This is a genomic window from Mucilaginibacter metallidurans (assembly GCF_003286435.2).
Lineage (GTDB): Bacteria > Bacteroidota > Bacteroidia > Sphingobacteriales > Sphingobacteriaceae > Mucilaginibacter > Mucilaginibacter gossypii.
The window spans coordinates 3,299,123-3,314,335 of sequence record NZ_CP043449.1; the positions used below are offsets into that span (position 1 = coordinate 3,299,123).

Genomic DNA, 15,213 nt, shown 5'->3' on the forward strand with positions numbered 1-15,213 from the left:
AGTTATTTTTTGATTTAGGTAAAACAAATAATATATTTATGATATTATCTAACTATACAAAAATCAAAACCATGGCAACTAAAGAATTGGACAAAGAAAAGACCGATGCATCTAAGCAGTTGCGCGATCTAAAATCATCAAAACAGGACAAAACAAAAACAGCTAAGGCTTTAAGCGAAAATAAAATGAAGCGAAAGCCTCTGCTATAAGATATTTATAACACCCCACGAGCCGGCAAGGGAAACTTACCGGCTCGTTTTATATAATTCCATTACAGTCTTATCCGCATTTCAATCATACGTTTTTTAAATCCTGCCTTTTCATAGGCTTTAATGGCTCCAATATTATCATTATATACCTCGAGCCTTATTTCGGTCACCCCCTGCTCAACTATCCATTTCTTCAATTCTTCTATTATTGCTTGGTTTACTCCCATACCCCGGTATGCAGGCAGCACATACATAAAACCCAGGTAAGCATATTTTTCAAAGTCATAGTACGCGTCGGGGTTCTTTTTAATTCGGGCATATCCGCTGCCCGCTATCTCCCCGTCAATTTCGGCTACCAAAACCTGCACATCTGTTGAGGTTATGAACGCCTTCAAATCATAATAACTGATAGGATCGGGTTTGAGTGTGCTATCAAAAGGGCGTTCGGCAGTAATTATACCCTGCTCAAATTGAAGCAATACGGGCAGGTCTTCAATGGTAGCTTTTCTGATCAGCATATTCGTTAAATAGTAAATCGTTCGCAATCGGCCAAAAATGCTTCATCGGCATCGGCGCCTATGCCTGGCGCGTCGTCGATGGTTAAATGATATCCATCATATATGGCCCCGCCAACACACGGGTCAACCAAATGCCCCAGTTTACAGGTATCCATGTCATAAAACCGGATATTGGGGCTGGCATATACAAAGTGTAATTTAGCGCTTAATGCTATCCGGCTTTCCAGCATCCCTCCCATCATACAGGGTATCCCGTATGAAGCAGCAACGTCGTGAATCCTTTTAGCCTCATAAATACCGCCCGACTTGGCCATCTTTATATTAATATAATGGCAGGCGCCCGCGTTGATCTGCTTGCGGGCATCATGATGATTATACACACTTTCGTCGGCCATGATCTTAACCGGTGATAGCTGCATCAATTCAGGCAGCCTATCATCATACCAGGTACGCATAGGCTGCTCACAAAATTCAATATCATATTGCGCAATTGACTGCAAGGCGAAAACCGCTTCGTTAAAAGTCCATCCCTGATTGGCATCAATACGGATTTTCATGGCCGGCCCAACAGCTTCACGGATCTGTTTGATGCGCTCAACATCTTCCACTGCATTTTTGCCCAGCTTCACTTTCAATATATTAGCACCGGAGGCCTTAAAATCAAGCGCTTTTAAAGCCATGGTATGATGGCCGGCGATTCCTATTGTAATATCTGATTCAACAACGCGTTTTTCGCCACCCAAAAACTGGTATAATGGCAGGCCTGCGTTTTTTGCTGCTATATCAAACAGGGCGTTATCAAAGGCGCTTTTTATAGTGGTATTACCAGCAGTAAAACTGTGAAGTTCGCCAAGCCGGGCTTCGATATCAAGTGCATCTTTACCTTTCCATAAGCGGGCAAACTCACGCGCCATAATCAAGCAGGTATCCTGTGTTTCGCCAACAATCATCGGGAAAGCTGAGCATTCTCCTACACCGTAAAAACCGGCATCGGTATGTACACGGATAAAAACATTTTGGGCGTGAGATAAAGTTCCGGTGGCAATGGTAAACGGCTCCATCGGGATGCTGAAGCGGTAGATCTCTGTATGCGTAATGGTAATTTGCTGATTTTCCAAATTGTAGATGTTTAAAAGCTAAAATAAAACAAATATTTGCAACAATTAACCAACGTAATTTGCGTATTATAAGTATTAGTTTATATTTGCACTACTTCAATACAAGTAACAATTCAATTTTAGCCTCTTTTGCCCTTCCAATCAGGGAAATTTGCCTGGCTAACTTTCAACTTTCTTAAAAAATTATTACCATGGCTAAAGAAAACACGCCTGCAAATTTTGATTATAACTCAACCAGGAACAAACTGATCCTGTCTGAATATGGCCGTAACGTACAAAATATGGTTAAATATATTGTAGCGCTGCCAACCAAAGAAGAACGCAACCGCTACGCACAGGTAGTTATTGACCTGATGGGTTTCCTTAACCCCCACCTGCGCGATGTGGCCGATTTTAAGCACAAACTTTGGGACCACTTGCATATCATATCTGATTACCAGATTGATGTAGATTCACCGTACCCCAAGCCATCGCCTGATGCCGTGCATATTAAACCCGCGCCATTAAATTATCCTCATCAGCGTATCAAATACAAGCACTATGGCAAAACCATTGAACTGATGATTGAAAAGGCCAAAGCCATTGAGGAGCCGGAACGCAAACGCCACATGATCCAGGCGATAGCTAACTTTATGAAAATGGCTTATGTGCAATGGAACAAAGACTCGGTGAGCGACGAAAGCATCTTGTCAGATCTATACGCTTTATCGGGCGGTACATTGAAACTGGAAGAGAACATCAACCTTAACCGCGTTGATTTCCGCCCTAATAACTTCCAGCAAAACAATACTAATAATAACAACCGCGGCCGCAACAATAATCAAAACAATCAAAACCGTGGCGGTGGTAGTGGCGGCAGGCAAAATAATAACCAAAACCGTAACAACAACCAAAACCGCAACCGTAACAACGGCGGCGCAAAAAAATATTAACCCCGAGATATTTCCGGAGGACTCAGATACAAGAAAAAATGTCATTGCGAGGAGCAGCACAGGTCAGAGCATGCGGCGCGACGTGGCAATCCCATAGCTTTGCAAAACTGTCATGCATTGGCTACGGGATTGCCACGATGCACTCACAGTGACATATCTTTTTATTTATCAGGCTTTTAATTTTGCGTTCATTTGTAACGAGTGCAAACTGATAGATTTATAAAATGTGGGCGTTGCCTGCGGCCCGGGCTGTATGCTCATACTGCACAAGGCCTTAGTCACAGGCCGGTATCCGCTCCCATCCCTAACGCGGCCCCGTGCACTATCTCTCTAAAATATATCTTAAACGTTATCATATTTTTCCGGGGTTTCCCTGTGCTTACCTCTCAGCAACGACGTTTTGCGTTAATATCATTAATGATAAATCCAACCCGGCTTTTATTTTATCTGCATTAATTTTCTAATCTTTGCCGCATATAAATTATTTGACAAAACCGATCATAGCTTTTACAGTTTATCATTGGTGATCTTATCAATTATCCGAAACTCCGCATGACTAACGCATTTGTAATAAATGGCGGCAAACCGCTAAAAGGTGAAATAACCCCTCAGGGTGCAAAAAACGAAGCTTTACAGGTTATATCTGCTGTATTGCTTACTGAAGAAAAAGTAACCATCAGCAACATCCCCGATATTAAGGATGTAAACAAACTGATAGAGCTGCTTGGCGATATGGGCGTTATTGTTGAACGTATTAACGAGCATACTTACACCTTCGAAGCAAAAGATATCAACCAGGACTTTTTCCTGTCTGAAGCTTTTAAATCAAAGGGCGGTGGTTTACGCGGCTCTATTATGATTGTTGGCCCATTACTGGCCCGCTTTGGCAAGGCATCAATCCCTAAACCAGGTGGCGATAAAATCGGTCGCCGCAGGTTGGATACCCACTTTTTGGGTTTTGAAAAACTGGGTGCACAATTCAATTACAATCCCGAAAATGGTTTCTTTAATGTGGATGCCTCTAACCTGCAGGGTACTTACATCCTGCTGGACGAAGCTTCGGTAACAGGAACGGCCAACGTGGTAATGGCCGCGGTATTAGCCAAAGGCACTACTACTATTTACAACGCCGCCTGCGAGCCTTACCTGCAGCAGCTTTGTAAAATGCTGAGCCGTATGGGTGCTAAGATCAGCGGTATTGGCTCAAACTTGCTAACTATTGAAGGTGTTGAAAAATTAGGCGGTACAGAGCACCGATTATTGCCCGACATGATCGAGATCGGTTCATTTATCGGCCTTGCAGCCATGACGGGATCTGAGATTACCATTAAAGATGTTCAATACAAAGAACTGGGTATGATCCCCGACGTTTTCAGGCGTTTAGGTATTAAACTGGAGCTTAGAGGTGATGATATCTTTATCCCGGCCCAGGAACATTACGAAATAGAGACTTTCATTGACGGCAGTATCATGACCATTGCCGATGCACCATGGCCTGGCTTTACCCCCGATTTATTAAGCATCGTGCTGGTTGTAGCTATCCAGGCCAAAGGCTCGGTACTGATCCATCAAAAAATGTTTGAGAGCCGCTTATTCTTCGTGGATAAACTGTTGGATATGGGCGCGCAGATCATTCTTTGCGATCCGCACCGTGCAACCGTTATTGGCCTGGATAACCAGGTTAAACTGCGCGGCATCTCCATGACCTCGCCAGATATCCGCGCCGGGGTTTCATTGCTGATTGCCGCACTTTCGGCACAAGGCCAGTCAACCATTTACAATATTGAACAAATTGAACGCGGCTATCAGCATATTGATACCAGGCTTAAAGCTTTGGGCGCTGATATAACCCGTATTTAAGCTGAAAGCTTAAGGCGTAAGGCTAAAAGCATAAAGCCGAAGCTTATTAAAAGCTCAAAACATAAGGACAAGCAAAAGCTTTCGGCCTTATGCTTTGAGCTTTTAGCTTAATGGGGCTTTGAGCTTTCTGCTTTATAAATATATTTTTATAGCTTTATGCTTTCAGCATTCGGCCTTCAGCTCAAAACCCATTATATAAACAATGCCTTACAAAAACCGGAAATCTACCTACGTTTATTTTGTACTGATATTTGTATTTATTAAAGTTGTTCTTAATCTTTTCGCGATATCGCATTTTGGTTTCCACAGAGATGAGTTTCTGCACCTTGTATTGGCCGATCACCTGGATTGGGGATACAAGGAAGTACCGCCATTTATAGCCATCCTGGCAAAAATCTCTGTAACTTGTTTTGGCAACTCGGTTTTTGCGGCGCGATTGTTCCCTACCCTGTTTGGTGGGCTCATTGTCCTGCTTACCGGCCTCATCGTTATTGAATTTGGCGGAAAAAAATTTGCTATCACCCTTGCCTGTTTGTCGCTCATTTTTGCGCCTGCCTTCGCAGCAAGTGACTATCTTTTTCAGCCTGTAGTATTCGATCAGTTTTGGTGGGTATTAACGGTTTGGCTGCTCGTAAAATACCTCAACACTACCGATGTAAGGTACCTGTACTGGCTTGGCGCAGCCGTCGGCTTTGGCGTACTTACTAAGTACACTATGCTGTTTTTTACCGGTTCGCTGGTTATCGGTATCCTTATCAGCAAACAGCGTAAATTATTGTTCAATAAGCATATTCTTGGCGCTGCCTTGCTAACAATAGTTATCGTACTGCCTAACCTCATCTGGCAAATAACGCACCACATGCCTGTATTTACGCATATGAAAGCCCTGCGCGAGGAGCAGTTGGATTACATTACCCCAACCGACTTTATTAAACAGCAATTACTGGTCAATGGCGTAGCGTTATTTGTATGGCTTAACGGACTGGCGTTCCTGATATTTTCATTCAGGCTGCGTAATTTCCAGTTTCTGGCATTGGCTTATGCGCTCATCTTCTTTTTTTTACTGATGATGGATGGTAAAAGCTATTACATATTTGGAGCCTACCCCATGTTGTTTGCAGCAGGGGCCTTTGGTTTTGAGCGTTTATTAAAAACCACTGGCTATATTTTGCGTACTGCCCTGGTAATATTGTTTACGTTGCCCAATGCTTTGTTACTGCCAATCTTATTGCCCATTTTACCAATGGACCAAACCCTGGCATTTTTTCGATTTGCCGATAAACATCTCCCCCCTGCTCGTTTTTCGATGACCTGGGAAGACGGTAAAAAACACGCTACCACACAGGATTATGCCGACATGCTGGGATGGGATGATATGGCGGCATTGGTTGATAAAGCTTACAAAAGCTTAAACCCTGAAGATCAAAAACAGACTATGGTTTATGCCGATAACTACGGTGAAGCCGGTGCAATCCACCATTACCGCAAGCAATACGGCTATCCCGATGCAATATCGCTGAACAGCAGCTTTACCCTTTGGGCTCCCGATAGCCTCAAATGCAAATACCTGATTTATGTAGATGAAAACGGCGGAAAAAATATTAAGGAATTTGTGGCCGGCAATATGATAGGCAGTTTTACCAAGGTTGGTGAGATAACCAATCCCCTTGCCCGCGAAAAAGGCACGGCTGTGTTTATTATTACACCGAATTACCGCCTAAACCAACGGTATAGCCCGGAATTGGCGAAGAAGAGGTTGGAGTAATGTTGAGGTGAAAGGCGAAAGGTTAAGGGCAAAAGGCTTTTGCCAGTTACAATCTTATTTTTAAAAGCCAGGTAATAAATCGCTTTTTTCAAACGTTTTAACGCAGTTGAATTAAACCTGCCATATCATGAAATATGTTCTATCATTATTTTTGCTGCTCCTCATCTTATCGTGCAATGATACACGCCAGCAAAATGAAAAGAACATTTTAGGCAATTGGGTTAAAGTTAAAAATCCGACCACGGCAAATAAAAATATTGTTCTTGAAGCTCCGTATTTTGATAAAGCAGGCTTTAGCTTTTATAAAAATGGCACTTTTGAAAATAAAACCAGTTATTTAAGGCGAACAGACAGTACCACAATAAACCTTGGAGGTGGTTCAAAATACCGGATCAATGCTGATAGTCTGTACTTGTTAAATCCAAACAGCAATAAATGGGAAGCCCACCTATTAACCAAGTTAACTCCTGATACCTTGCAATTTGACTTATGGGATAATAAGCTTGCAACCTTTAAGCATTACAAACCCGGAAGCCATAAAAATCCCACCTTCGAAAAAATCGTTTTATCTACATCCGGATGTTATGGATCGTGTCCGATCATGAGCATTATATTGAATGATGATGGAACCATATTATTTAAAGGACTGGAATATACCGGTAAAAAAGGCATGTTTGAAGGTAAAATCACGAAAGAAAAGTTCCAACAGCTACAAGCAAACTTTTCGAAAGCTGATATTGCTTCACTAAAAGATAGATATAACGGATCTTGGTCAGATGATGAAACAATAAGCACCACATTCATACGAAAAGGGAGAATTTACAAAACCATTGATGACTATGGTAGATCTGCCCCTTTTGAGTTTACCTGGGCGTATATCCCTGTACGCTACCTTTATCAGCAATTGACCTTAACAAAGATGTCTATACTTCCATTTATTAGTCCAAGATTTAATAAAATAAGAGGCTCAAGTTTTAGAAAAGGAAAAAATATTGCAGAATTAACCGAGTCAGAAGCTTTTTTATTATCTGATTACCTACGTAATGGAAAGGTTACTGATACTACTTTTTCTCAACGGTTTAACCTTCTCATCGAATACAGTGACTTGCCGCGAGATACCATTACTACCGACGGCCGGTTTTTCACATTCAAAATAAAAGATAAATCTCAAACCATCGATATCGGGTTCAACTTTTATGATGTAAATGCGCAGCAATGGAAATGGCGTAAAATTGACGACTACGATTAGAGGCTAAAGACAAAAGGTGTCATCGCACAACACCTTTTGCCTTTCGCCTTATCCTTTTACCTTAAAATCAGGCCGAAATTGCATTTATAATATCATACTGGGTAATAATCTCAATTTTACCCTGCCCATCTTCAACCAGCACGGCAATGTTATCTTTATTGATCATGGCCGAAATCCTGTCTATCGATGTATTCAGATCTACAAATGGGAATGGCGCTGTGGTGATATTCTTGATCGGCTGCGATTTGATAGATGGGTTTTCGATCAGCGAATCCAGGATATCACTTTCGGTGATCTTGCCTATTACCATACCTTTTTGCGTAACCGGGATCTGTGAGATATTGAGCGATTTGATAGTATTGATAGCCTCCAGCACGCTCTTTTCACAATCAATAGTGATGATCTCTTGCACATCTTTTTTGCTAATGATATCACGGGCAGTTAGTTTTTCGTCTTTCAGGAAACCGCGGTCGCGCAGCCAGTCGTCGTTGTACATTTTGCCAAGGTAGCGCGTACCATGGTCAGGGAAGATGATCACCACCACATCGCCCTCTTTAAACTTATCCTTCATCTGCAGCAAACCCGCCACGGCTGAGCCGGTTGAGTTGCCGGAGAAGATGCCTTCCTTACGGGCGATTTCGCGGGTCATGAGGGCGGCATCCTTGTCGGTCACCTTTTCAAAATGATCTATCAGGCTAAAATCAACGTTTTGCGGTAGGAAATCTTCGCCGATACCTTCGGTGATATATGGATAGATCTCATTTTTGTCAAAAACACCTGTTTCCTTGTATTTTTTAAATACCGAACCGTAAGTATCAATACCTAAAATCTGTATGGCAGGGTTCTTCTCTTTCAGATAACGGGCAATACCTGATATAGTACCACCGGTGCCTACGCCTGCAATAAGGTGCGTGATCTTGCCCTCAGTTTGCTCCCAAATTTCGGGACCAGTACTTTCATAGTGCGCCTGCGAGTTGCTCAGGTTATCATACTGATTGGGCTTCCATGAGTTAGGGACTTCCCGCTCCAGGCGTGACGATACCGAATAGTATGATCGTGGATCTTCAGGCTCCACGTTAGTAGGGCAAACAATTACCTCCGCTCCAAAGGCGCGCAAAGCGTCAAACTTTTCTTTTGATTGTTTATCGGTGCTGGTAAAAATACACTTGTAGCCTTTTATCACAGCTGCAATTGCCAGGCCCATACCGGTATTGCCCGATGTGCCTTCAATAATGGTTCCGCCGGGTTTTAGTTTGCCGCTTCTTTCGGCATCCTCAATCATTTTAAGGGCCATGCGGTCTTTAATGGAGTTGCCGGGGTTGGTTGTCTCTATCTTGGCTAAAACGGTAGCAGGGATGTCTTTTGCTACTTTATTCAGTTTTACCAGCGGCGTATTGCCAATGGTATCGAGTATGTTGTTGTACCACATAATTTAAATCTCTACTAACCCGGTATATAAAGCAGGGTTACGCCTCAAAAATAAGTTTCTTAAATGATATTTCTTTTATGGAATAGTAAATAGATCTGCATCCTATAAACACACAAGCATAAATGTAATAAATTTAAACCGGTGACAATTACCACAAAATATACCTAAACATGCAGGCACCAATAAAAAAATTGTTATTATTTTTTAGTTTCTTAAGTTTTTGTACAACTGCCGCATTTGGGCAAAAGCCGCTTACCCTAAGCCGGCAAAGCAGTTATTATACCTACATATATAAAATAACGGCCAGTGATGTGCTTAAATTTTACCGCTACCCACGTAAAAAACCTGATGAGCAAATATTGCACAACCCCATTGACTCGTTTAAAACAAACGATAAATGGAACAATACCCTCCCTCCCGGCAACTATTTGAAAGTAGTTGCCAAAAAGAACTTGCTAAGCTATTCGCTTATCGAAAACCGCTCGGCCAATTTAAAACTGCTGGCTAATAACTATGACCTCCGCTTTATTTTGGTTGACCAGGCAGGTAAAGCCATTAACAACGCGTTAGTACAGTTTAACAATCATACCGTTACTTATGATTCAAAAGCCGGCTTATATATAGCCAATCCTTCAAAAAGGGATACCATACTAAAAGTTGATTACGCGGGCGTTACCAACTATTACGTTATAAAAAAACAGCAGCGCTCATCTTACTATCATTACAATCCGTATCGCCATATGAGCTTTTTTAAAGCTGCCTGGAAACGCTTTAAAAACCTGTTTAAGGGACACGATAAATATTACAGCCGCCAGCCCGCAGATAATTATGAAGGCTTCATGGTGTTTAACAAGGCCATTTATAAACCACACGATACGGTAAAATTCAAGGCGATCATCTTAAATAAAAAATCAAAACAACCTGTAACCGCAGCTCAGCTTTTAGTACGGCTCAAAGAACGGTATGAGGATGACGGTAAGATCATAGGCAAAGTAAACAGTTACCGGGAAGGAGCTTATGAATATAGTTTCGCGCTTACTGATAGCCTTAACCTTTCTCTTGATGAAGATTATACCATCTCGCTCGAAGATCCGTCAAGCGAAAAGTACAAACTTGACGATTATGAAGGCGATGACGATCAGGGCTTTTTAGCCAAACGCAAGGTTTTTTTGACGGGCCGGTTTAAATATGAAGAATACGAGCTTAAATCAATAACCTTCAGCACCAGGGTTGATAAAGAAGAACACGGGCCCGGAAATCCGGCTACATTATATTTAAAAGCAATTGACGAAAATAACCTGCCGGTTACGGATGGCAGGGTTACTGTTACACTCAATACCCGTGGCACCGGTACGCGCAGGCAAAGCTACACTTTTGTGCCCGACCAGTTTTGGACACACCAGCTACAGCTTGACCCGGTTGGTGAAACCAGGCTAATTATCCCCGATTCCATCTTTCCTAAGGCAGATATTACTTACACCATTAATTCAGAATTTCTGAACAGTAATAACGAACAGCAATCGGCCAATAACGATATGAGTTACCGGTACAGCCGATTTAGTATTACCGCCAAGTTAAACGGTGATACATTGATGAGTACCGCCTTTGATAATGGGAAGGCCGTAAATGCTATGGCTACCATCAGCGCCCTTAACGCAAAGTATGATACCATAACCAGGGTCAGGGTAATGCTCCCGGCAAAAACCATCATCAATCCTTATGCCGATAGTTACAATATCGAAACAGACAGCGCCTATGCCGACCTCGACCTAAAAGATAATAACGCCGGCATCTCGCTATCGGGCTACCGCACCGCCGATTCGGTGTTTGTAAAGGTTGACAACACGCAGCACCTGCATTTTTGGTATTCGGTATTTGGCGGCAACAAATTAATTGATGCTGGGCAGGCCAATAACCTGTTTTATATACGTGCTTATAATGATCAAAACCTCCTAAACTTTCAGGTGCATTATATCTGGGCGGGTGAAAGCAAAACCGAAGCCACCGATATCATGTACCGTGATAAGCTGCTGACCATCAACGTTCGTCAGCCGGTGTCTGTTTATCCGGGACAACAGGCTAAAACCGACATCGTTGTTACCGATGCCAAAGGCCAGCCTGTAGCCAATGCCGATTTAACGGCCTGGTCAATGACGAGTAAGTTTATCGACTACAAGACACCCTATGTACCCTACCTTGGCAAAGGCTTTGCATATCGCAAGCAAAAAATGGGTTTTAATACCGGCAATATAAATGGTGATGGTTCATTACAGCTCAACTGGAAGCGCTGGAGTAAGGAAATGGGGCTTGACAGTATTGCTTACTACCGGTTTATTCACCCCAACAAAATTTACAGGGTTGAAGAAGACGCCAAAGACTCGCTAACACAGGTAGCGCCTTTTGTGATTAAAAACGGCGATGTACTGCCCGTACATATCCTCTATATTGATGACCGGCCGGTGTACTTTGACCAAACACAACAGCTTAAACGCTACAGTTTCGCGGTATCGCCGGGCAGGCACATGTTCCGGTTCAGGACCAGCCATCAAAACATTTGGGTAGATAGTGTAGATGTACAAAAATCGAAAAAGCTGATCTTCAGCATTAATGCTGATAATGCGCACTCAACAAAGGTTTTGGATACATTGAGTACCTATGAAAGCGACCTCATCAACCGTTACCTGATTACCGTTATCAATAATTTTGGCTGGAAGATGGCCCTCCTTACCCAAAACGAAAAGGTATTAATGATCAATCCCGACCCGAACTATGGTTACCGGAACAACAGCGTACTCATAGGTCCTTCGGTCGAAAACTTTGCCAATTTAGATGTACAGGGCAGTGGTTCGCGATATTTTGTTACCGAACCAGGCTATTCTTTTCAGTTTGAGCCCGGTCTTATCAAACAAAAAAGCATCGCTGCTGCCTATCCCTTCAATCCCATACTATCTTCATACCACGGCCCTGCCGATGATTATACACAGCAGGTACTTACCCAACCTGAGGCCGAAAGTATCTGGCAGCAATATCTTGACCTGCGCAGCAACACGCAATCACTTTTTGTAAACCCCGTTATTACGGGCGAAACAGGTAAACTAAGTATGAGCATCGATCAACCTAAGGGCAAAAAACTGCTGGTTAAAAACCTGATCGTTTATAAATATGATGACCCGGACTTTTTATTGATCTATCCCGGCAATACCACATACATTAATAACCTAAACGCCGGCAGCTACAGGCTTTTATTTTTGCTTAAAGGCGATAGTTATGATATTAAAGAAAATATAACCATAAAAAAAGGTGGTACTAATTTTTACAATTTTGAGATACTGCCCACTCATGGCAAAGATTCGGTAGGTACCCGGATCAGCAACATTATCAATAACAGGACGGGCAGCTATAATCACGGTGACCGCGAAATAGAAAACGATGCCCTGAAAATAAAAGAGGCCTTTAATGATAAATATCTTGATACCGGTACTTTCGGCGACATGATGAGCGGAACAATTATCGCCAGCGATGATAAATTAGCAGTGCCCGGTGTAACCATAAAGGTAAAAGGTTCATCAACAGGCACACTCACGGATTTAGCCGGGCGCTTTAAATTAAAAGTTCCCAAAACCGGCAAGCTCATTATAAGCTTTATAGGCTACGACACGCAGGAGCTAAACATACAACCCGGGGCAACTGTCAGGATAACCTTAAAACCAAGCTCAAAATTATTGCAGGAGGTTATGGTTATTGGATATGGTGCGGTAAAAAGAAGTGAGACTACAGGCGCGTTGGCAATGGTATCTTCCTTAGAGGGGAGGGTTGCCGGTCTGAATATAAACGATGGCGGGCCCGGAGGCGGTATCAATATTATGATTAGAGGAATGGCATCATTACCGTCGGCCCAGCCGCTGATTGTGGTAGATGGAGAAATTGTTGATAAGCTATCTGACGTAAATAAAGATGACATTGCAGAAATTAGTGTATTGAAAGACGCTGCTGCCACGGCAATATACGGTGCCCGGGGCTCAAATGGCGTCATCGTGATCAGAACCAAAGCTAAACCCGGTTTGGCCGGAAGCAAAAGGGCTGACAGTACACAAACCGGCAGCACGCAAACCATGCGCAAAAACTTTTCAGATTACGCCTACTGGCAGCCTAAACTCACTACCGACGAGCATGGTAAAGCCAGCTTTATGGTTACTTACCCTGATGATATCACCAACTGGCGAACGTTTATCATCGGCATTACCGGCAATAGGCAAACCGGCTTTACCGAAAGCAGCATCAAATCATATAAACCATTAAGCGCAAATTTTATCGCACCGCAATTTGCCATAGCCGGCGACGAAATGAACTTGATTGGTAAGGTAATGAACTACAACAATACCTCCGCGAAGCTTACCCGAATTTTTAAATACAACGGCCAAACCTTGAAACAAGACGAGCTGGAAGTTAAAAACTCTAAAATTGACACACTTACTATTACTGCTACTGCCGCTGCTTCTATCGCTCCTACCGACAGCCTCACTTTTGAATATACCATTAAACGGGATAACGGCTATTTTGACGGCGAGCAGCGCAGGATCCCGGTGATGCCTCAGGGGGTTAAAGAAACCAAAGGAGTTTTTGAAGCACTTGACCGCGATACCACAGTGAACATGAAATTTGATCCGGCTTTGGGACCTGTCACTTTCCGGGCAGAGGCTTCTGTATTGCCCGCGTTGACTGAAGAAACCCGTAAGCTGAGGGAGTACAAGTATCTATGCAATGAGCAGCTGGCTTCAAAATTGAAAGGCCTGCTCATGGAACGGCGCATTAAAAAGTTTTTGGGCGAAGAGTTTAAATACGAGAGAAATATAAAAGACGTAATTAAAAAACTACAGGAAAACCGCAAAAGTAACGGCACCTGGGGCTGGTGGAAAGATAGTAACGAAGAACTCTGGATTAGCCTGCATGTGGTAGAAGCATTGATAGATGCGCAAAAAGAGGGCTACGCTGTTGAACTGGATAAACAAAAATTAACTGACTATCTCGTCTTTCAGCTTGAAAGTTACAAACGCAGGGACAAAATACTTTGTCTTCAGTTGCTTCATAAACTGGGGGCCAAAGTTGATTATCAGAAGTATGTAACAGGCATTGAAAAAGAGCAGGCTAAGGATCAAAAAAACTTCGACTATAAGTTATCAGGCTATGATAAGTTAAGAATGATGTTACTACGACAGGAATCTACCCTACCCATAAAAATGGACAGTTTAATCAACACAAGCAAACATACTATGTTTGGTAACCTATATTGGGGCGAAGACGGTTATCGTTTTTTTGACAATTCGGTACAGTTAAGTGTATTAGCCTACCGCATTATCAAAAGCGAAGGCAGGCACCCTGAGCTACTGGCCAAAATACGTGGCTACTTTCTTGAACAACGCCGTCTTGGTGACTGGCGTAATACTTATGAATCGGCGCTGATACTGGAAACTATTCTGCCAGATCTGTTGACAGAAAATAAACAGGTTAAACCATCGCAGATCACGCTTACAGGCACAGATACAAAAACGATCGACAAATTCCCTTATTCGACAACGCTAACTGATAAAACGATCAGTATCAGCAAAAAAGGCAGCCTGCCCGTGTACCTCACCGGCTACCAGCAGTATTGGAACAGTAAACCCGAAAAAGTAAGTAAAGATTTTACAGTAAATACCTGGTTTGAGCGTAAGGAAAAAACAATAACCACCCTGAAAGGCGGCGAACCTGTATTATTAAAAGCAGAAGTAACAGCCCGCGGCGATGCTGATTTTGTGATGATAGATATCCCGATACCTGCCGGATGCTCGTACGAAAGCAAGGATCAGCAATGGGACAACAATGAAGTACACCGCGAATATTTTAAGGAGAAGGTAAGTATATTTTGCCGCAGTCTTAAACAGGGCAAATATACATTCACCGTAAACCTCATCCCCCGATACAACGGCAAATACACCCTAAATCCGGCCAAAGCTGAACTGATGTATTTCCCGGTATTTTACGGCAGAGAGGGGATGAAACAGATTGTCATTGGTTCATTTGTTCATTAGTTCATTGGTATGCTTGGCTCATTGGTATCTGGTTCATTTGTTTAGCGCTTGCTAAGACAAATGAA

The 15,213-nt window shown here is 42.7% G+C and carries 9 protein-coding genes; 6 read left to right on the top strand and 3 right to left on the bottom strand.

Translation table 11 applies throughout. The features are described from left to right. Positions 1 to 71 precede the first annotated feature (71 nt). The gene (locus DIU38_RS33065; RefSeq protein WP_167516179.1) at positions 72 to 209 is read left to right on the top strand and encodes a hypothetical protein; all 138 of its coding nucleotides are present in this window, start codon (positions 72 to 74) and stop codon (positions 207 to 209) included. A 62-nt stretch (positions 210 to 271) separates the two neighbouring features. Here the strand turns inward: DIU38_RS33065 and DIU38_RS14000 are convergent, their stop codons facing one another. Beyond that, positions 272 to 727, bottom strand: a complete 456-nt coding sequence (locus DIU38_RS14000) for a GNAT family N-acetyltransferase (protein ID WP_112652022.1) — start codon at positions 725 to 727, stop codon at positions 272 to 274. Positions 728 to 732: 5 nt separating this feature from the next. Beyond that, on the bottom strand, positions 733 to 1,830 hold the full coding sequence (locus DIU38_RS14005) for a mandelate racemase/muconate lactonizing enzyme family protein (protein WP_112652166.1): 1,098 nt from the start codon (positions 1,828 to 1,830) through the stop codon (positions 733 to 735). A 206-nt stretch (positions 1,831 to 2,036) separates the two neighbouring features. Between DIU38_RS14005 and DIU38_RS14010 the strand changes: the two genes are divergently transcribed. From DIU38_RS14010 to DIU38_RS14025, 4 genes are all read left to right on the top strand, one after another. Further along, positions 2,037 to 2,777, top strand: coding sequence for a DUF4290 domain-containing protein (locus DIU38_RS14010; protein WP_112652024.1), 741 nt, complete (start codon positions 2,037 to 2,039; stop codon positions 2,775 to 2,777). A 552-nt stretch (positions 2,778 to 3,329) separates the two neighbouring features. Next, positions 3,330 to 4,637 carry a UDP-N-acetylglucosamine 1-carboxyvinyltransferase gene (gene murA, locus DIU38_RS14015; RefSeq protein ID WP_090524545.1) on the top strand — a complete coding sequence of 436 codons (1,308 nt, stop codon included), beginning with the start codon at positions 3,330 to 3,332 and terminating at the stop codon, positions 4,635 to 4,637. A gap of 202 nt (positions 4,638 to 4,839) precedes the next feature. Next, positions 4,840 to 6,402 (top strand): ArnT family glycosyltransferase, encoded by a 1,563-nt coding sequence (locus DIU38_RS14020; protein WP_112652026.1) that lies wholly within the window; start codon positions 4,840 to 4,842, stop codon positions 6,400 to 6,402. A gap of 127 nt (positions 6,403 to 6,529) precedes the next feature. Then, positions 6,530 to 7,651 (top strand): DUF6438 domain-containing protein, encoded by a 1,122-nt coding sequence (locus tag DIU38_RS14025; protein WP_112652028.1) that lies wholly within the window; start codon positions 6,530 to 6,532, stop codon positions 7,649 to 7,651. Between the two features lie 67 nt (positions 7,652 to 7,718). Here DIU38_RS14025 and DIU38_RS14030 read toward each other — a convergent pair whose 3' ends face one another. Then, a complete protein-coding gene (locus tag DIU38_RS14030) occupies positions 7,719 to 9,080 on the bottom strand; it encodes a cystathionine beta-synthase (RefSeq protein ID WP_112652030.1) in 1,362 nt (453 codons plus the stop codon). A gap of 170 nt (positions 9,081 to 9,250) precedes the next feature. On the opposite strand from DIU38_RS14030, the gene DIU38_RS14035 reads away from it, so the two are divergent. Next, positions 9,251 to 15,148 carry a carboxypeptidase-like regulatory domain-containing protein gene (locus DIU38_RS14035; protein WP_112652032.1) on the top strand — a complete coding sequence of 1,966 codons (5,898 nt, stop codon included), beginning with the start codon at positions 9,251 to 9,253 and terminating at the stop codon, positions 15,146 to 15,148. The last annotated feature ends 65 nt before the right edge of the window (positions 15,149 to 15,213 follow it).

What these genes read in the sequence shown, in the direction of transcription:
- DIU38_RS33065 (WP_167516179.1), top strand. Translation starts at nt 72, where the DNA reads ATGGCAACTAAAGAATTGGACAAAGAAAAGACCGATGCATCTAAGCAG.
- DIU38_RS14000 (WP_112652022.1), bottom strand. Translation starts at nt 727, where the DNA reads ATGCTGATCAGAAAAGCTACCATTGAAGACCTGCCCGTATTGCTTCAA.
- DIU38_RS14010 (WP_112652024.1), top strand. Translation starts at nt 2,037, where the DNA reads ATGGCTAAAGAAAACACGCCTGCAAATTTTGATTATAACTCAACCAGG.
- murA (WP_090524545.1), top strand. Translation starts at nt 3,330, where the DNA reads ATGACTAACGCATTTGTAATAAATGGCGGCAAACCGCTAAAAGGTGAA.
- DIU38_RS14020 (WP_112652026.1), top strand. Translation starts at nt 4,840, where the DNA reads ATGCCTTACAAAAACCGGAAATCTACCTACGTTTATTTTGTACTGATA.
- DIU38_RS14025 (WP_112652028.1), top strand. Translation starts at nt 6,530, where the DNA reads ATGAAATATGTTCTATCATTATTTTTGCTGCTCCTCATCTTATCGTGC.
- DIU38_RS14030 (WP_112652030.1), bottom strand. Translation starts at nt 9,080, where the DNA reads ATGTGGTACAACAACATACTCGATACCATTGGCAATACGCCGCTGGTA.
- DIU38_RS14035 (WP_112652032.1), top strand. Translation starts at nt 9,251, where the DNA reads ATGCAGGCACCAATAAAAAAATTGTTATTATTTTTTAGTTTCTTAAGT.